This window comes from Pseudomonas sp. 1152_12, from assembly GCF_052850675.1.
The window spans coordinates 183,405-200,970 of record NZ_VXCW01000009.1 but is presented as its reverse complement, the minus strand read 5'-3'; the positions used below and the strand labels follow the sequence as shown (position 1 = coordinate 200,970).

The 17,566-nt window shown below is 60.7% G+C and carries 15 protein-coding genes; 7 read left to right on the top strand and 8 right to left on the bottom strand.

All coding sequences use genetic code 11. The features are described from left to right. Positions 1–29: 29 nt before the first annotated feature. The gene (locus tag FW764_RS18610) at positions 30–962 is read right to left on the bottom strand and encodes an iron-sulfur-binding ferredoxin reductase (protein WP_446435123.1); all 933 of its coding nucleotides are present in this window, start codon (positions 960–962) and stop codon (positions 30–32) included. A 221-nt stretch (positions 963–1,183) separates the two neighbouring features. Here FW764_RS18610 and FW764_RS18605 point away from each other — a divergent pair, with 221 nt between their 5' ends. The 4 genes from FW764_RS18605 to FW764_RS18590 all read left to right on the top strand — a co-directional run bounded on the left by FW764_RS18605 (position 1,184) and on the right by FW764_RS18590 (position 7,583). Next, positions 1,184–2,707, top strand: coding sequence for a fumarate hydratase (locus FW764_RS18605; protein ID WP_446435122.1), 1,524 nt, complete (start codon positions 1,184–1,186; stop codon positions 2,705–2,707). A 238-nt stretch (positions 2,708–2,945) separates the two neighbouring features. Beyond that, positions 2,946–4,712 carry an ATP-binding protein gene (locus tag FW764_RS18600; RefSeq protein ID WP_446435121.1) on the top strand — a complete coding sequence of 589 codons (1,767 nt, stop codon included), beginning with the start codon at positions 2,946–2,948 and terminating at the stop codon, positions 4,710–4,712. Next, entirely contained in the window at positions 4,706–6,031 is a 1,326-nt protein-coding gene (locus tag FW764_RS18595; RefSeq protein ID WP_446435120.1) for a sigma-54-dependent transcriptional regulator, read from the top strand. Before FW764_RS18600 ends, FW764_RS18595 begins: the two co-directional genes overlap by 7 nt. A gap of 232 nt (positions 6,032–6,263) precedes the next feature. Beyond that, positions 6,264–7,583, top strand: a complete 1,320-nt coding sequence (locus FW764_RS18590; protein ID WP_446435119.1) for an MFS transporter — start codon at positions 6,264–6,266, stop codon at positions 7,581–7,583. 115 nt (positions 7,584–7,698) lie between these two features. Here FW764_RS18590 and FW764_RS18585 read toward each other — a convergent pair whose 3' ends face one another. Further along, positions 7,699–8,454, bottom strand: a complete 756-nt coding sequence (locus FW764_RS18585) for a COG4705 family protein (protein ID WP_446435118.1) — start codon at positions 8,452–8,454, stop codon at positions 7,699–7,701. 194 nt (positions 8,455–8,648) lie between these two features. Here FW764_RS18585 and FW764_RS18580 point away from each other — a divergent pair, with 194 nt between their 5' ends. Next, positions 8,649–9,281, top strand: coding sequence for a flavin reductase family protein (locus FW764_RS18580; RefSeq protein WP_446435117.1), 633 nt, complete (start codon positions 8,649–8,651; stop codon positions 9,279–9,281). 61 nt (positions 9,282–9,342) lie between these two features. Here the strand turns inward: FW764_RS18580 and FW764_RS18575 are convergent, their stop codons facing one another. Both FW764_RS18575 and FW764_RS18570 read right to left on the bottom strand, forming a co-directional pair. Continuing rightward, complete coding sequence (locus tag FW764_RS18575; protein ID WP_446435116.1) at positions 9,343–9,591, bottom strand: hypothetical protein; 249 nt, start codon at positions 9,589–9,591, stop codon at positions 9,343–9,345. Between the two features lie 43 nt (positions 9,592–9,634). After that, complete coding sequence (locus FW764_RS18570; RefSeq protein WP_446435115.1) at positions 9,635–9,976, bottom strand: antibiotic biosynthesis monooxygenase family protein; 342 nt, start codon at positions 9,974–9,976, stop codon at positions 9,635–9,637. Positions 9,977–10,303: 327 nt separating this feature from the next. On the opposite strand from FW764_RS18570, the gene FW764_RS18565 reads away from it, so the two are divergent. Next, positions 10,304–11,233 (top strand): AraC family transcriptional regulator, encoded by a 930-nt coding sequence (locus tag FW764_RS18565; RefSeq protein ID WP_446435114.1) that lies wholly within the window; start codon positions 10,304–10,306, stop codon positions 11,231–11,233. 62 nt (positions 11,234–11,295) lie between these two features. Here the strand turns inward: FW764_RS18565 and FW764_RS18560 are convergent, their stop codons facing one another. The 4 genes from FW764_RS18560 to edd form a co-directional block, all read right to left on the bottom strand. Further along, positions 11,296–12,765 (bottom strand): ATP-binding protein, encoded by a 1,470-nt coding sequence (locus FW764_RS18560; protein ID WP_446435113.1) that lies wholly within the window; start codon positions 12,763–12,765, stop codon positions 11,296–11,298. Beyond that, positions 12,755–13,489: a response regulator gene (locus FW764_RS18555; protein WP_262209816.1), complete on the bottom strand. Its 735-nt coding sequence runs from the start codon at positions 13,487–13,489 to the stop codon at positions 12,755–12,757. Before FW764_RS18555 ends, FW764_RS18560 begins: the two co-directional genes overlap by 11 nt. A gap of 66 nt (positions 13,490–13,555) precedes the next feature. After that, the gene (locus FW764_RS18550; protein WP_446435112.1) at positions 13,556–14,512 is read right to left on the bottom strand and encodes a glucokinase; all 957 of its coding nucleotides are present in this window, start codon (positions 14,510–14,512) and stop codon (positions 13,556–13,558) included. Continuing rightward, the gene (gene edd, locus FW764_RS18545; RefSeq protein WP_446435111.1) at positions 14,509–16,335 is read right to left on the bottom strand and encodes a phosphogluconate dehydratase; all 1,827 of its coding nucleotides are present in this window, start codon (positions 16,333–16,335) and stop codon (positions 14,509–14,511) included. Before edd ends, FW764_RS18550 begins: the two co-directional genes overlap by 4 nt. 222 nt (positions 16,336–16,557) lie before the next feature. Here edd and gap point away from each other — a divergent pair, with 222 nt between their 5' ends. Beyond that, a complete protein-coding gene (gap, locus tag FW764_RS18540) occupies positions 16,558–17,559 on the top strand; it encodes a type I glyceraldehyde-3-phosphate dehydrogenase (RefSeq protein WP_083356951.1) in 1,002 nt (333 codons plus the stop codon). Positions 17,560–17,566 lie beyond the last annotated feature (7 nt).

Below are 17,566 nucleotides of genomic sequence, written 5' to 3'. Positions count from 1 at the left end.
GTGATTCTCGCGGCTGTAGAGTTCAGCGCTCAACCACGGGGCAGGAACACATCGGCCAGCAGTTGATTGCGCGGCAATCCCGCCAGGAACAAGCGCTTGGAAAATGCCTCGACGCTGACGGGGTGCCCGCAGAGTAAGGCCAGCGTTTGCCGCGAAACAAGCCTCAGTTGCGCCAATGCCTGGGCCGACTGATCCGCGGTCCACAGCTCCACGGTCAGGTTCGGATGCTGCGCCGCCAGCTGCGCCAAGGGCTCGGCCAAGTAATGCGCGTCGGCATCATGAGCCAGGTGAATCACCCGAATAGCGCCCTGGTGATCCTGGCGCAACGCCTCGCGCAGCACGCCCCATAGCGGCCCAAGACCCGTACCCGACGCCAGCAGCCATAGCGGCCGCGCTTGCCAGTCGGGGTCGTATTGCAGTGCCCCGCCTCGCAGTTCGCCCAGGCGCAGGCCGTCTCCCACTTGCAGCTGTCGGGCAATATCGCTGAACTCACCGGGTTGGCGGCAGTCGAGGTGAAACTCCAGAAACGGATCTTCCTGGGGCAGACTCGCCAGCGAATAGGGCCGCGCCACCTGGCCCGCCCACAGCACCAGATGCTGCCCAGCGCGATAACGCACACCACGCTCCGGTTGAAGACGCAGGCGCAGCACATTCACATTCAACCAGTCGGTGCCCACCACCGTGGCCGGCAAACCGTCGCGCAGCGGGTCGAACGTTGCGACCTGCATATCCCCGCGTACCTGGCACTGGCAAGCCAGGCGCCAGCCGTCCTGACGTTGCGCCGGGCTCAGGGCGTCGGGTTGCGTGTCCTCGACCTCACCTGAGCAGCGCACCAGGCACGCATGGCAACTGCCCGCCCGGCAACTGTAAGGCACAGCCACACCCGCCGCATTCAAGGCATCCAGCAAGTTGCTGCCGGTGGCGACCGACCAGTGGCGTTCGCCGACACGCAGTTCAGGCATATAAGGTCTCAATCAGAAGGGGCCGCGTACAGGGAATCACGCCCGACAGAGTTTGACCATAGTCGGGTGTATCGGCCACCGCGCCGGGTTATACTGCCGCGCCTTTTTAGCGTCGCGCCTGCTGCACTCGGCGTGCCTTGGAAAGGTGACTTCAGCCGACCGATGTACCCCACTGAAGCCACCTTTATTGAATGTTCCCGTCTTATAGAGGAGCGCGACTCATGACCGTGATCAAGCAAGACGACCTGATTCAGAGCGTTGCCGACGCCCTGCAATTCATTTCCTACTACCATCCCGTTGACTTCATCCAGGCGATGCACGAAGCCTACCTGCGTGAAGAATCGCCGGCAGCCCGTGACTCCATCGCGCAGATCCTGATCAACTCGCGCATGTGCGCCACCGGCCATCGCCCGATCTGCCAGGACACCGGTATCGTCACCGTGTTCGTGCGCGTGGGCATGGACGTACGTTGGGACGGCGCCACCATGGGCCTGGACGACATGATCAACGAAGGCGTGCGTCGCGCCTACAACCTGCCGGAAAACGTCCTGCGTGCATCGATCCTCGCCGACCCGGCTGGCGCACGTAAAAACACCAAGGACAACACCCCGGCCGTGATCCACTACTCCATCGTCCCGGGTAACACCGTGGAAGTGGACGTGGCGGCCAAGGGCGGCGGTTCCGAGAACAAGTCGAAAATGGCCATGCTCAACCCGTCCGACTCGATCGTCGACTGGGTGCTCAAAACTGTTCCGACCATGGGCGCCGGCTGGTGCCCACCAGGCATGCTGGGCATCGGCATCGGCGGCACCGCCGAGAAAGCCGCGGTGATGGCAAAGGAAGTGTTGATGGAATCCATCGACATCCACGAGCTGAAAAAGCGCGGCCCGCAGAACCGTATCGAAGAGATGCGCCTGGAGCTGTTCGAGAAGGTCAACAGACTGGGCATCGGCGCCCAGGGCCTGGGTGGCCTGACCACCGTGCTCGACGTGAAGATCATGGACTACCCAACCCACGCCGCCTCGCTGCCGGTGTGCATGATCCCCAACTGCGCCGCCACCCGTCACGCGCACTTCGTGCTCGACGGTTCGGGCCCGGCGTCGCTGGAAGCGCCACCGCTGGACGCCTACCCGGAAATCGTCTGGGAAGCCGGCCCGTCGGCCCGTCGTGTCAACCTCGACACCCTGACCCCGGAAGACGTACAGAGCTGGAAGCCGGGCGAAACCGTGTTGCTCAACGGCAAGATGCTCACCGGTCGCGACGCTGCGCACAAGCGCATGGTCGAGATGCTGAACAAGGGCGAAACCCTGCCGGTAGACCTCAAAGGTCGCTTCATCTACTACGTCGGCCCGGTTGATCCGGTGCGTGAAGAAGTGGTTGGCCCGGCTGGCCCGACCACCGCAACGCGGATGGACAAGTTCACCCGTCAGATCCTCGAGCAAACCGGCCTGCTGGGCATGATCGGCAAATCCGAGCGCGGCCCGACTGCGATCGAAGCGATCAAGGACCACAAAGCCGTGTACCTGATGGCCGTGGGCGGTGCTGCTTACCTGGTGGCGCAAGCCATCAAGAAGTCACGCGTTGTCGCGTTCGCCGAACTGGGTATGGAAGCGATCTACGAGTTCGACGTAAAAGACATGCCGGTCACCGTTGCGGTGGACAGCAAGGGCGAATCCGTCCATATCACCGGTCCTGCCATCTGGCAGAAAAAGATCAGTGAAAGCCTGGCGGTAGAAGTGCAGTAAGCACTTCCCTCGCAAGGAGAAAGGCGACTGCGGCCCCATGGCCCAGTCGCCTTTTTTATTGTGTACGCGGTCATGTGGGAGCGGGCTTGCTCGCGAAAGCGGTGGGTCAGTCAACTCAACTGTCACTGATACACCGCATTCGCGAGCAAGCCCGCTCCCACACAAGCCGCGCTCGCCACAAAATACAGTCCTACTCATGCTATGGTGCTCTCCCCTCACCGTGCCTGTTCATCACCGTATGATCGTGATCCCTCGCCCTCTGCGTCTGACCTTTTACTCGCTGTTGATCATCGCCGGCGCGGTGCTGGCCGCTGCCTTGGCCACGCGCCATGCCGAACGCCAAGCCTTGGTCGACGACGCCGCTCGCGCCAATCAGCAACTGGCGCTGTATGCCAACTCCCTACACACCCTGATCGAACGCTACCGCGCCCTGCCCGCCGTATTGGCGCTGGACTCGGAAATGATCAGCGCCTTGAAAGGCCCGCTCGACGCCACCACTCAGGACCTGCTCAACCGCAAACTGGAGCGCATCAACGGCGCCGCGCAGTCCTCCACCCTGGAGCTGATGAACCGCACCGGTCTGGCCGTGGCCGCTAGTAACTGGAACCTCCCGAGCAGTTATGTCGGGCACAACTACGCGTTTCGCCCTTATTTCAGCCAGACCCTGAGCCAGGGCACCGGGCGTTTTTATGCGGTGGGCGTGACCACCGGGATCCCCGGTTACTTCCTCTCCAGCGCAGTGGTCGATGAACATGAACAGTTCCTCGGCGCCATGGTAGTGAAGCTCGAATTCCCCGAACTTGAGCGCGAGTGGGCCCAGGGCAACGACCTGCTGCTGGTCAGCGATGCGCGCGGCATCGTGTTTATCGCCAACCAGCCGGGCTGGCGTTACCGCAACCTGCGCCCGCTGTCGGCCAATGACCTCGCCGATCTCGAGGCCACCCGCCAATACGACAAAAAACAATTGCAGCCGCTGGACACTCAAACGTTGCAGCGCTTTGACGAAAACAGCCACCTGATGCGCGTCAACGGCCCCGACGGCAGCGCCAATTACATCTGGGAATCGCTGCCGCTGAAGGCCGAAGGCTGGACCTTGCACCTGCTGCGCAAACCGCAGTTTGCCTTTGAAGACCAGCGCAATGCCGGCCTCGCCGCTGCCGGCTCCTGGCTGGCGCTGGTGTTCCTGGTGCTGTTCCTGACCCAACGCTGGCGCCTGGCCCGTTTGCGCCAACGCAGCCGCGAAGAACTTGAACGGCTTGTGGAGGAGCGCACCCAGGCGCTACGTACCGCCCAGGATGGCTTGGTGCAATCGGCCAAACTGGCGGCACTGGGGCAGATGTCCGCCGCCCTCGCCCATGAAATCAACCAACCGCTGACCGCCCAACGCATGCAGTTGGCGACTCTGCGCCTGTTACTGGACCATGGCCGCGTGGACGATGCCTACAAGGCCCTCACGCCGCTGGACGACATGCTCACGCGCATGGCCGCACTCACCGGCCACCTCAAGACCTTCGCGCGCAAGAGCCCCAGCGGCCTGCGCGAAAAGCTGGACCTGGCCACCGTGGTCGATCAATCCCTGCACTTACTCGACGCGCGCCTGCGCGACGAAGCCATCGGCGTGGTGCTGGACCTGACACGTCCGGCCTGGGTGCGAGGCGACGCCATCCGCCTGGAACAGGTGCTGATCAACCTGCTGCGCAACGCCCTCGACGCGATGGCTGACAAGCCGCGCAAACGCCTGGAAATCCGCCTGCACGCCGATCAACAGCTGTGGCAGTTGACCGTCAGCGACAGCGGCGGCGGGATTGCCGAGGAACACTTGAACAGCGTGTTCGACCCGTTTTTTACCACCAAGCCCGTGGGCGACGGCCTCGGCCTTGGGCTGGCGGTGTCCTACGCTATCGTGCACGAACTGGGCGGGCGCCTGCTCGCCGGTAATCGTGGCGATGGCGCGGTATTTACCCTGACCTTGCCGATTGCGCTGGAGACGCACGACCTATGTTGAACGCAGTGATTGTGGTCGATGACGAAGCCAGCATCCGTACGGCCGTCGAACAATGGTTGAGCCTGTCGGGGTTTGACGTGCAATTGTTCAGTCGCGCCGAGGAGTGCCTGGCGAACCTGCCCAAGGACTTTCCCGGGGTGATCTTGAGCGACGTGCGCATGCCCGGCCTCAGCGGCCTGGAGCTGCTGGCCGAAGTACAACGCCGCGACGCCGACTTGCCAGTGATCCTGCTCACCGGCCACGGCGACGTGCCGATGGCGGTGGAGGCCATGCGCGACGGGGCCTACGACTTTCTGGAAAAACCCTTCAGCCCTGACGCCTTGCTCAACGGCCTGCGTCGCGCCTTGGACAAACGCGGGCTGATTTTGGAGAACCGTCGCCTGCATCAACAGGCCGATCATCGGGCGCAGCTGGAATCCAGCCTGCTGGGCGTGTCCCGAGGCTTGCAGAACCTGCGGCGCCAGGTGCTCGACCTGGCGAGTTTGCCGGTCAACGTCTTGATCCGTGGCGAAACAGGCAGTGGCAAGGAGTTGGTCGCGCGCTGCCTGCATGATTTCGGCCCGCGCGCGAAAAAACCGTTTGTGGCGCTAAACTGCGCTGCCATCCCCGAGCAACTGTTTGAAGCCGAATTGTTCGGCCACGAAAGTGGCGCGTTCACGGGCGCCCAAGGCAAGCGCATCGGCAAACTGGAATACGCCCACGGCGGCACGCTGTTCCTGGATGAAATCGAAAGCATGCCCTTGGCGCAACAAGTGAAACTGCTGCGTGTGTTGCAGGAGCAGAAGCTGGAGCGGCTGGGTTCAAACCAAAGTATCCACGTGGATCTGCGCATCATCGCTGCCACCAAGCCGGACCTGCTTGAAGAGGCCCGCGCCGGACGGTTTCGCGAAGATTTGGCTTATCGCCTGAACGTCGCGCAACTGCGCCTGCCGCCGTTGCGCGAGCGCCGCGAAGATATTCCGCTGCTGTTCGAGCACTTTGCACACAGCGCCGCCGAGCGGCTGGGCCGTAGCGCCGAACCCTTGAGCGGCGCGCAACTGGGGCGGCTGCTCAGCCATGATTGGCCAGGCAACGTGCGTGAGCTGGCTAACGTTGCCGAACGCCAGGTGCTGGGCCTGGGTGAACCGGAGCCGGAAGGTATCGAGGCGGGGCAATCGCTGGCGGCGCAGCAGGAGGCCTTTGAAGCGCATTGCCTGAAAGCGGCGTTGATTCGGCATAAGGGTGATATCAAGGCGGTGTTGGCAGAGTTGCAACTGCCGCGGCGCACGCTCAATGAAAAGATGCAACGGCATGGGTTGGTGCGGGATACGTTTTTGTAATCTGAATCTTGTATTGCCTGGCAGGACGCCTTCGCGAGCACGCCCGCAAAGGGGTCAGCAGCCATAAGCGGATTTCCGCTCACCACCTTCAAACCATCAGCAATTTTCCGCTCAAAACCATTCTGAAACCCTTCTAAACCGGGCCTTCATCTACTTGGCACAGCTCCTGCTATAGCCGAACCAGGCAGCGTTCGCGCCGCTCCACAAAAACAATTAGATGAAGGATCCTTCAATGGATAACTCCAACACCTTGCCTCTGGGGTCGGCGGCTGTGCCGGCAAAAGAACGCACGACATCCAGCCGGATCAAATCGATCTTCAGCGGCTCCGTCGGCAACATGGTCGAGTGGTATGACTGGTACGTCTACGCCGCCTTCTCGCTGTACTTCGCCAAAGCGTTCTTCCCTGCCGGTTCCTCCACCGCCCAGTTGATGAACACCGCCGCCATCTTCGCCGTGGGCTTCATCATGCGCCCAATCGGTGGCTGGCTGATGGGCCTGTATGCTGACTACAAGGGCCGCAAGGCCGCGCTGATGGCCTCGGTATTGCTGATGTGCTTCGGCTCGCTGCTGATCGCCTTGACGCCGGGTTACGACACCATCGGTATCGGCGCACCGATCCTGCTGGTGTTCGCACGCTTGCTGCAAGGCCTGTCGGTCGGCGGCGAGTACGGCACCTCGGCCACCTACTTGAGTGAAATGGCGACCAAGGAACGTCGCGGTTTCTTCTCCAGCTTCCAGTACGTGACCCTCATCTCCGGCCAACTCATCGCCCTGGCCGTACTGATCGTGCTGCAACAAACCCTGACCACCGAGCAGTTGTATGCCTGGGGCTGGCGCATCCCGTTCGCCATCGGCGCCCTGTGCGCAGTGGTCGCGCTGTTCCTGCGTCGCGGCATGGAAGAGACCGAGTCGTTCACCAAAAAGGAAAAAGCCAAGGAAAGCGCCATGCGCACCTTGATGCGTCACCCCAAAGAAGTGCTGACCGTCGTCGGCCTGACCATGGGCGGCACCCTGGCGTTCTACACCTACACCACCTACATGCAGAAATACCTGGTGAACACCGTCGGCATGAGCATTTCCGACTCCACCACCATTTCGGCCGCGACGCTGTTTCTGTTCATGTGCCTGCAACCCCTGGTTGGCGGGCTGTCCGACAAAGTCGGCCGGCGGCCGATTCTGATCGCCTTCGGCATCCTCGGCACATTGTTCACCGTGCCGATCCTCACCGCCCTGCACACCATCCAAAGCTGGTGGGGCGCGTTCTTCCTGATCATGGCGGCGCTGATCATCGTCAGCGGCTATACCTCGATCAACGCGGTGGTAAAAGCTGAGCTGTTCCCTACGGAAATTCGCGCGCTGGGCGTGGGCCTGCCGTATGCACTCACCGTGTCGATCTTCGGTGGCACCGCTGAATACATTGCGCTGTGGTTCAAGAGCATTGGGATGGAAACGGGTTACTACTGGTATGTGACGGCGTGTATTGCTGTGTCGCTGCTGGTTTACCTGACCATGAAGGACACGCGCAAGCATTCGCGGATTACCACGAACTAAACGTGTGTGCGGGCTTGCTCGCGAATGCGGAGTGTCGGTCGATGTTGCTCTGACTGATCCACCGCATTCGCGAGCAAGCCCGCACATTTTGCTCTTTAGCGTTTCCAAAAAAGCATCAGGTCAGCTCTATGGACTGCTGACGCCCATACCGACGCTGGGCATACGACGCTCCGGCGATCATCACCACCAGCACCGCCGCCAACATCGCCGATGAACCGATGGTGCCGAAATCCAGCCCGCCCTTTTCATGGGGTTTGGTGAGGAAGTCGCCCAAGGTCGCACCGAACGGCCGGGTCAGCACAAACGCCACCCAAAACAACAGCACCGACGAAATCTGGGTGAAGTATTTAAGTGCAACCACCACGGCTATGGCCGAGCCGATCAGCAACGCGCCGCCCGCAAAACCCAGCCCCGAGTCGTCCGCCAGGAAGTCGCCCAATGCCGTGCCCAAGGTGTTGGAGAACAGAATTGCCATCCAATAAAACAGCTCTCCTCGGAACGTCTGGACCTTGTTCACGTTCAGCGAGTCGCCGCTCAGGCGCCACAGCGCAAAGATGATCATCAGGATCACGATCAGGATCATCGACCCCGCGGCGTAACCGAGACCCAGCGTGCGGTCCATGAAGTCCGACATGGTGGTGCCGGCCGTGCTGGTGGACAGGATCACGATCCAGTACAGCACCGGGTTGTAGGTTTTCGACCAGAGTTGGGTCACCAGGGTAACGAGAAACACGCTGATCAGAATCATCGAGCTGATGGCATAACCGACATTCAAGGTCATCGACAGCAAATCCCCGGCGGTTTCGCCCAAGGTCGTTGCGCAGATTTTCATAACCCAGAACGCAAGGGTGATCTGAGGAAGTTTGTTCATGGTGCAGAAGGCTCCGAAGCTCAGTCGTTCATTGGGCCGACTTATAGGGGGTGTCGACCTGGCGCGCAGACTGAACGCAGGGCTGTGAAAAATAGGTGGGCAATCGATGAAAATTCCATATAGCCAATGGAAATTCGCGGTGATGGATTGCACTATGGCTACCTCACAGAACCCTGTAGCAGGAACCCCGGCCCATGCCTGACGATATCCATTTCTACGAACCTGGCAACGGCCACGGCCTGCCCCATGACCCGTTCAATGCCATCGTCGGCCCACGGCCGATTGGCTGGATTTCTTCCCACGACAGCCAAGGCCGCCTGAACCTGGCGCCCTACAGCTTCTTCAATGCGTTCAACTACATTCCGCCGATCATTGGGTTTTCCAGTGTCGGGCGCAAAGACAGCCTGAACAACATCGAACAGACCGGTGAGTTTGTGTGGAACCTGGCCACTCGCCCGTTGGCCGAGCAGATGAACCAGAGTTGCGCGGCGGTATCGCCAGAGGTCAACGAGTTTGAGCTGGCCGGCCTGACGCCAGTGGCCTCGAAAATCGTCGGCGCGCCGCGCGTGGGCGAGAGCCCGGTGTCGTTCGAGTGCAAGGTGACGCAGATCATTCAGTTGCAGAGGGCCGACAAGGAATGGGTGCCGAGCTGGCTGGTGTTGGGCGAGGTGGTCGCGGTGCACATTGCCAAGTGGCTGCTCAAGGATGGGGTCTACGACACCGCCGCCGCCGAGCCGATCTTACGCGGTGGTGGGCCAGCGGATTACTTCCAGTTGGGGCCGGAGTCGCTGTTCAAGATGTATCGCCCAGGCGCCACTCAGCGCTGATTGGCATGCAAAAAAATGTGGGAGGGGCAAGCTCCCTCCCACATTTGGCTATCGGTGTTGTCTAGTTAGCGGCAGTTGCCCAAGTCAGCTGCCCTTCTTCGTCCACATCGACCAGCCGCTCCAATTGCACGGCAGCCGCATCGTCGGCGTCGTCAGCGGTCTTGAACGTGTGTCCATCCAGGATCTTGTGAAACTTAGGGGCGCCCATGCCATCCAGTGCCTTGACGGCAATGGCAGCGCTGTAGCCACCCTCTTCTTCACGCACCAAGGCGGAAACGGCTTCGTGGTGGGCAAACTCTTTACGTGCCATGTTGCAAGTCCTGGCCAATGGGAAAGTCGGCCATTCTAAAGCACTAACCGGCCAGTTGCAGGTACTCGCCGAAGGCATGCGCTGCAGATGCATCAGTGAAGGTCTGGAAGTCCATGCTGCGGACCACCCCGTCGTTTAACAGCTCGGTAAAGATCATCAGGGCTGGCGAACTGAAGTAGGCGCTCATCGCCTGCTCACTGCTCCAGAAGCCCGATACCAGCCATACATCAGGGTCGACCTGGGAGTGCTGCAACGAGAATTGCAGGCAACCCTGAGCCTGACGGCCCGATTCAATCAAACTGCTCAAGCGTGCACCGAGTTCGGTGCTGCACCCGGTACGGGCACGGATAAAGGCCATATGGCTCGCGGGAATGGGGGTGGACATGTTCGACTCTCCCGTTGAGAAGTGATGCTCGGCAAGCACTGTGAAGGCGTGTTACCACAGGATCAACGATAACGGCACGGGTATGGCCGCGGTTAGTCAATTCCTGCAGGCTTATTGCACAATCCTGCGAGAAGTGTGGATAAGACGTTTGAGCCCCAGGGTTTATTCCAGGCCCATGCTCAGTGTTTCAGGGAGATGACAAGCTCCGTACTTGCCTGATTCACGACTTATCGCAGGATCAGGCAAGGATTGTGCAGAATCGACGTAACACCTGTTCAAAGCCGCCGCTAAGCTTGGCCCATTAAAGAAGCTTGTAGAGGACGCACCATGTCGTCGCCGGAACTTGAGCCCATGCCCCTCGATGCCGAGATGGAAAAACAGCGCGCCGAACTGGCGAGCATTGTGCACCGACATACGTGGGAAGATGGCTCGTACGGCACGGCAATCACCTCGCTGTTCCTGAATCGCCACAACACACCGCGCGACTTCATGCCGGTGCTGGTGGAGCCCGCGCTGTGCATCCTCGCCAGCGGCAGCAAGGAGGTGCGCCTGGCCGACGAGATCTTTGCCTACGACCCGCTCAACTATCTGGTGTTCTCGGTCGCCATGCCGGTGGCCGGGCGGATCATCGATGCCACTCCCAAAGACCCGAACCTGTCGGTGCGCATCAACATCGACCCAGCGCAGTTGACGGCGCTGATCGCCGAGGCCGGCCCGATGGGCGTGCCCTCGCGTCCGACATCACGCGGCATGTACGTCGACCGCATCGACACCCAACTGCTCGATGCGGTGCTGCGCCTGGCGCGCCTGCTGGATACGCCAAAAGACATCGCGATGCTCGCGCCGTTGATCAACCGTGAGATTCTTTACCGTTTACTGCGTGGGCCGCAGGGTTATCGACTGTATGAAATTGCCGTGGCCAACAGTCAGAGCCATCGCGTGAGCCAGGCGATCACGTGGCTGAACGGCAACTATGAACAGCCGCTGCGCATTGATGACCTGGCCAAGGAGGTGAACCTCAGCGTCTCGACGTTGCACCACCGCTTCAAAGCGATTACCGCCATGAGCCCGTTGCAATACCAGAAGCAGTTGCGCTTGCAGGAGGCGCGGCGATTGATGATTGCCGAAGGGCTGGAAGCCTCGGCGGCGGGCTACCGGGTGGGGTATGAAAGCCCGTCGCAGTTCAGCCGGGAATACAGCCGCTTGTTTGGGGCGCCGCCGCTGCGGGATCTGGCCAGACTGCGCCAACGAATCTGACTCAGCGCAACTTCATTGTGGGAGCTGACTTGCCTGCTGCCACATTTGATCCTCGGTGTTCTTTAGTCCAGGGTCCGGGGCAACTGCAGCGTCACTCGCAAACCACCCTCACGCAGGTTCTGCAAACTCACTTCACCACCATGGCTATGGGCAATGTTGCGCGCGATGCCCAGCCCCAAACCGTAGCCCTGCTGCTGGCCAGCCAATCGAAAATGCGGCTCGAAGACTTGCTCCAACCGCTGTTCCGGCACGCCTGGACCTTCATCATCGACGTGCAGGATGAATTGCGCGCCATCGTCTTCAATATGCAAATGCGCGTTCTGCCCGTACTTCAACGCGTTGTCGATCAGGTTGCCGATGCAACGTTTAAGCGCCAGCGGTTTGCCCGCATACGGGGCCAGGGCGCGGCCGTCCTGGGTGATGCGACCATTGCCGTTGGGCGCCAAGTATGGCTCCACCAGGCAATCGAGCACGTGATTGAGGTCGACCGGCCCAATGTTTTCGTGGATGTCGGTGTCTTTCACGCATTGCAGCGCGCCCTTCACCAGTAACTCCAGCTCGTCCAGGTCGCGGCCAAATTTGACTTGCAGGTTCTCATCTTCGAGCAGTTCCACGCGCAGGCGCAGACGGGTGATCGGCGTGCGCAAATCGTGGGAAATCGCGCTGAACAACTGGCTGCGCTCGGTCAAGTAACGGCTGATGCGTTCGCGCATGGCATTGAACGCTCGACCCACTTCCACCACTTCACTGCCGCCACCTTCGGCCACCGGCTCAACGTCAGCGCCCAACGACATGTCCCGCGCCGCCCGCGCCAGGCGCTTGAGCGGCCGGCTTTGCCAGTGCACCAGCAGGCCGATAAACAGCAGCAGGAAGCCACTGGTCAGCACAATAAACCACACCTGCTGCGACGGCAGGCCCTGCTCTTCAAGGCTGGTGTAGGGCTCAGGCAACAGTGAGGCGATGTACAGCCATTCGCCCGGCGCCAGTTGGATCTGCGTGACCAGCACCGGCGGGTTGACCGGCTCCAGGGTCAGCGCGTAATGCGCCCAGGAGCGCGGCAGCTCATCGAGCTTCAAACCGGCGTTGAAAATACGCAGGTCCTCGGCACTGACGAACTCCACCGAGATATGCACATCGCCGCCCAGGGTCTGGCGCAGCACTTCGTCTACCGCTTGCAGCACCGCCTGCTTGCGCGGGGTCTGGGGCAATATCTGCATATCCAAAGGACGGTCATTGAGGGTCACCACAAAACGCGTGCCGCCCATGCTGCGTAATTGATCCAGCACTAACGGGCGATAGGCCACTGGCAGCGAACGAAAATAACTCACGCTGGCCGTCATCGAGTGCGCCAGGCTGCGGGCGCTGGTGACCAAGCCTTCGAGCTGGGTGGCGCGCAATTGAGAAACCCAAATCACGCTGGACAGCGCCTGGGCGAACAGCACCGCGAGCAAGGTCAGCAGCAGCATCCGCCCCAGCAGCGAGCGCGGCACCGGAAAACGGCGGCGGCGTTCGGTCACAGGCTCAGTGGGCATTGCCGGCAACCACGCTGGCTGCCAGTTGATAACCACTGCCGCGTACGGTGCGGATCAGTCGTGGAGGTTTTTCGGTGTCGCGCAGGCGTTGGCGCAGGCGGCTGACGGCCATGTCGACGATCCGGTCCAGCGGCATCAGGTCGCGGCCACGGGTGGCATTGCCGATAGTGTCGCGGTCGAGAATTTGTTGCGGGTGATCGAGGAACAGTTTGAGCAGGGCAAAGTCGGCACCGGAGAGAATCACCTCTTCGCCATCAACGTGAAACAAACGATGGCTGATCATGTCCAGGCGCCACTCATCGAACACCCACACGTCGCCGCCGCTGCTGCGCTCCTGGCCAAACTGGGCACGGCGCAACAGGGCTTTGATTCGCGCTTGCAGCTCGCGCGGGCTGAACGGCTTGCCGATGTAATCGTCGGCGCCCAGTTCCAGGCCGATCACGCGGTCGGTTTCGTCGGAGCTGGCGGTGAGCATGATGATCGGCACCTGCGCCTGGCGCGGGTGCTGGCGGATCCAGCGGCAGAGGCTGAAACCGTCTTCGTCGGGCAACATCACATCGAGGATGACCAGGTCGCATGGCGCCTCGTTCATCGCCTGGCGGAACCCCGCGCCATCCGGCACGCCACGCACTTGGAAGCCGGCGCGACTGAGGTAGGTTTGCAGCAATTCGCGGATTTCCTGGTCGTCGTCGACGAGGAGAATCGATTTACTGATTACGCTCACGGGGGTCCTCCTTGTTGTTATGGCCAAGCTTAAGTCATGTGTTGCTCTCAAGGGTCCGTTAGCGGTCTATGCAAAAGCCTGCTCCAGTGCAACGCCAGCCCCGGTCAACCCGGAATACGGCGCGGTCACCAACCACACCGGAATGCCTTTGAAGTAGTCGCTCATGCAGCCTTTGTCACTGAAACTCTTGGCGAAACCGCTGTTGATAAAGAAGTCGGCAAACCGTGGAATCACCCCACCCACGATATACACACCACCGCGACCACCGGTGGTCAGCACGTTGTTACCGGCTACCCGGCCCAGCCAGATGCTGAACTGGTTCAACACTTCCATTGCCACCGGGTCGCCGGCCAGGCCTGCCGCCGTAATGGTTTCGGGCGTGTCCAGCACCGGTGTATGTCCGTCGACCGCACAGATCGCACGGTACACACGCGGCAAGCCACCACCGCTCAACGCTGTTTCGGCGCTGACGTGGCCGATCTCAGTGTAGATGTGCTGCCACAGTTGGGTTTCACGCGGGCTGCTCAGCGGCAGGTCGACATGCCCGCCCTCACCCGGCAGCGCTGCGAAGCGGCCGCCCCCAAAATCCAGCAAGGTGCCGACGCCTAAGCCGGTGCCCGGGCCGATCACCACGGCTGGGCGCAACGGTTCCGGCGTGCCTTCGCAGACCACGCGGAATTCGTCGGGTTTGAGGCGGGTCATGCCCAAGGCCATGGCCGTGAAGTCATTGACCAGCAGCAGCTCATCGACCTGCAAGGCTTTGCAAAATGCTGCTTTGCTCAGGCGCCAGTGATTGTTGGTGAATTTAAATTCATCGCCCCCCACCGGCCCGGCAACCGACAGGCACACCGCGCCGATGTCCCCCATTTCCAGGCCTTCTTCCTTGAGGTAAACCTTGATGGCCTCCTCAGGGCCCTGGTGATCTGCAGTGGCATGCACGCGGATCGAATGCAGTTCCTGATCTCGCCACAACGCAAAACGGGCGTTGGTACCCCCAATATCACCGACCAGCGCAAGCTTCACTTAAGCGTCTCCAAGGCAGAGGTAAAGGCGCTGGCGCCTTGCTCTGCGGAGCTTGCGGCCAAGCGCATAAATGCAAACAGCTCGCGACCAGCCCCCACGTTATTGCCCAACAGGCCCGTGGCAGGCGTGCGCGCTGCAAATTCTTCGGCGTCCACCTTAAGCTCCAAGGTGCCTTTCACGCCATCCACGCGAATGATATCGCCATCTTTGACCCGTGCCAGCGGCCCGCCGCTCTGGGCTTCGGGGTTGACATGAATCGCGGCGGGGATCTTACCCGACGCGCCGGACATGCGCCCGTCTGTCACCAACGCTACTTTGAAGCCACGGTCCTGCAACACACCCAGGAACGGCGTCATCTTGTGCAGTTCCGGCATTCCGTTAGAGCGCGGGCCCTGGAAGCGCATGACTGCGACAAAATCTTTCTCCAACTGGCCGGCCTTGAACGCATCGGCCAGATCCTGCTGATCCTGGAATACCACCGCCGGGGCTTCGACGATCTGGTGCTCCGGTGCCACGGCGGAAACTTTCATCACGCCACGGCCGAGGTTGCCTTCCATTACGCGCAAGCCGCCTTCCGCCGAGAACGCACGGGCCACGGGGCGCAGGATGGTTTCATCGAGGCTTTCGATCGGGCCGTCGCGCCAGATCAGCTCGCCGTCGACCAGGAACGGCTCCTGGGTGTAACGGCTAAGGCCCTTACCTGCCACAGTGTTGACGTCTTCGTGGAGCAGGCCGGCTTCGAGCAGTTCGCGGATCAGGAACGACATGCCGCCCGCTGCCTGAAAGTGATTGATGTCAGCCTTGCCGTTTGGATACACGTGGGACAGGGTCGGCACCACCTCGGAGAGATCGGCCATGTCCTGCCAGGTGAGAATGATGCCTGCCGACATGGCGATCGCCGGCATGTGCAGCGTGTGGTTGGTGGAACCGCCGGTAGCATTGAGGGCGACGATGGAGTTGACGATGGATTTCTCGTCGACGACCTCGCCGATCGGCATGAAATTGCCGTTGGCCTTGGTCAGGCGCGTGACCTGATGCGCAGCTTCGCGGGTCAGCGCATCACGCAACGGCGTGTACGGGTTGACGAACGAGGCGCCCGGCAAGTGCAGGCCCATCACTTCCATCAACAACTGGTTGGTGTTGGCGGTGCCGTAAAAGGTGCAGGTGCCGGGACTGTGGTAGGACTTCATCTCCGACTCCAGCAGCTCCTCGCGAGTAGCCTTGCCTTCAGCGTAACGCTGACGCACATCAGCCTTCTGCTTGTTGGAAATGCCCGACGGCATTGGGCCGCCGGGTACGAAGATCATCGGCAGGTGACCGTAGCGCAACGCGCCCATCATCAGGCCCGGCACGATCTTGTCGCAGATGCCCAGCATCAGCGCCCCATCGAACATGTTGTGGGACAGTGCTACCGCCGTGGACATGGCGATGACTTCACGGCTGAGCAGGCTCAGCTCCATGCCGGGCTCGCCTTGGGTCACGCCGTCGCACATGGCGGGCGTGCCGCCGGCGAACTGGCCGACCGAGCCGACTTCGCGCAGGGCTTTTTTAATCTGTTCAGGGAAATGTTCGTACGGTTGGTGCGCCGAGAGCATGTCGTTATATGACGAAACAATTGCCACGTTGGCGGCATTCATCATTCGCAGGCTATTTTTATCTTCAGTGCCGCAACCGGCTACGCCGTGGGCGAAGTTGGCGCATTGCAGCTTACCGCGCATCGGGCCGTCGCTGGCTGCGCCGCGAATGAGTGCAAGGTAAGCCTCGCGGGTTGCACGACTGCGGGCGATAAGCCGTTCGGTGACCTCAATAACGCGGGGATGCATGTGTAGAACTCCAGGCTAACGGATGTGGCGACCTTCGTTCCTATGCTGATCAAACGCCCGTAGCTCATGGGATGGCATGGGTGTCGTTTGAATCATCGGACCAGTTGATTCAGGTCACTCGTTGTAGATTGAACAAAATATTGCCACTAAAAAGGCTTGTTTTCTATTTTTATGCGAATAATCTTGTAATTCTTACAACAAATCGACGACAGGCACTTTCCAATGACTCTTCGTATCGCAATCAATGGTTTTGGCCGTATCGGCCGTAATGTCCTGCGGGCACTGTATACCCAAGGCTACCGCCAGGATTTGCAGATCGTCGCCATCAATGATCTGGGCGACAGTTCGATCAATGCCCACCTGCTCAAATACGACACCGTACACGGTACTTTCGAAGCAGAGGTTGCCCATGACCAGGAAAGCCTGACCGTCAATGGTGACCGGATCGCCGTGAGTGCCATTCGCAACCCGGCCGACCTGCCGTGGGCTGCGCACAAGATCGACGTGGTGTTTGAATGCACCGGTCTGTTCACCGACCGTGACAAGGCTGCCGCCCATATTACCGCTGGCGCACGCAAGGTGATCATCTCGGCCCCGGCCAAAGGCGCCGATGCCACCGTGGTTTACGGTGTGAACCATGACATTTTGCGTCAATCGCACCAAATCATCTCCAACGCTTCGTGCACCACCAATTGCCTGGCACCGGTCGCCCAAGTGCTGCACCGCGAGTTGGGCATTGAAAACGGCTTGATGACCACCATTCACGCCTACACCAACGACCAGAACCTGACCGACGTCTACCACACCGACCCGTACCGCGCGCGCTCGGCTACCCAGAACATGATCCCGAGCAAGACCGGCGCCGCAGAAGCGGTCGGCCTGGTGCTGCCGGAACTGGCGGGTAAGCTGACCGGCATGGCGGTGCGTGTACCGGTGATCAACGTGTCGCTGGTCGACCTCACCGTAGAGCTGAAAAAAGAAGCCACGGCCGAGCAAGTCAACGCACTGCTCAAGGAAGCCAGCCAGCACTCGAAAATCCTTGGCTACAACACCCTGCCGTTGGTTTCCAGTGACTTCAACCATAACCCGTTGTCGTCGATTTTCGATGCTAATCACACCAAAGTCAGCGGCAAATTGCTGAAAGTACTGGCCTGGTACGACAACGAGTGGGGCTTCTCCAACCGTATGCTGGATAACTGCCTGGCGCTGTGTAACGCCGAGTAAGCGAATG

What these genes read in the sequence shown, in the direction of transcription:
- FW764_RS18575 (WP_446435116.1), bottom strand. Translation starts at nt 9,591, where the DNA reads ATGGCACGTAAAGAGTTTGCCCACCACGAAGCCGTTTCCGCCTTGGTG.
- FW764_RS18590 (WP_446435119.1), top strand. Translation starts at nt 6,264, where the DNA reads ATGGATAACTCCAACACCTTGCCTCTGGGGTCGGCGGCTGTGCCGGCA.
- FW764_RS18560 (WP_446435113.1), bottom strand. Translation starts at nt 12,765, where the DNA reads ATGCCCACTGAGCCTGTGACCGAACGCCGCCGCCGTTTTCCGGTGCCG.
- FW764_RS18585 (WP_446435118.1), bottom strand. Translation starts at nt 8,454, where the DNA reads ATGAACAAACTTCCTCAGATCACCCTTGCGTTCTGGGTTATGAAAATC.
- edd (WP_446435111.1), bottom strand. Translation starts at nt 16,335, where the DNA reads ATGCATCCCCGCGTTATTGAGGTCACCGAACGGCTTATCGCCCGCAGT.
- gap (WP_083356951.1), top strand. Translation starts at nt 16,558, where the DNA reads ATGACTCTTCGTATCGCAATCAATGGTTTTGGCCGTATCGGCCGTAAT.
- FW764_RS18565 (WP_446435114.1), top strand. Translation starts at nt 10,304, where the DNA reads ATGTCGTCGCCGGAACTTGAGCCCATGCCCCTCGATGCCGAGATGGAA.
- FW764_RS18570 (WP_446435115.1), bottom strand. Translation starts at nt 9,976, where the DNA reads ATGTCCACCCCCATTCCCGCGAGCCATATGGCCTTTATCCGTGCCCGT.
- FW764_RS18595 (WP_446435120.1), top strand. Translation starts at nt 4,706, where the DNA reads ATGTTGAACGCAGTGATTGTGGTCGATGACGAAGCCAGCATCCGTACG.
- FW764_RS18605 (WP_446435122.1), top strand. Translation starts at nt 1,184, where the DNA reads ATGACCGTGATCAAGCAAGACGACCTGATTCAGAGCGTTGCCGACGCC.
- FW764_RS18610 (WP_446435123.1), bottom strand. Translation starts at nt 962, where the DNA reads ATGCCTGAACTGCGTGTCGGCGAACGCCACTGGTCGGTCGCCACCGGC.
- FW764_RS18600 (WP_446435121.1), top strand. Translation starts at nt 2,946, where the DNA reads ATGATCGTGATCCCTCGCCCTCTGCGTCTGACCTTTTACTCGCTGTTG.
- FW764_RS18580 (WP_446435117.1), top strand. Translation starts at nt 8,649, where the DNA reads ATGCCTGACGATATCCATTTCTACGAACCTGGCAACGGCCACGGCCTG.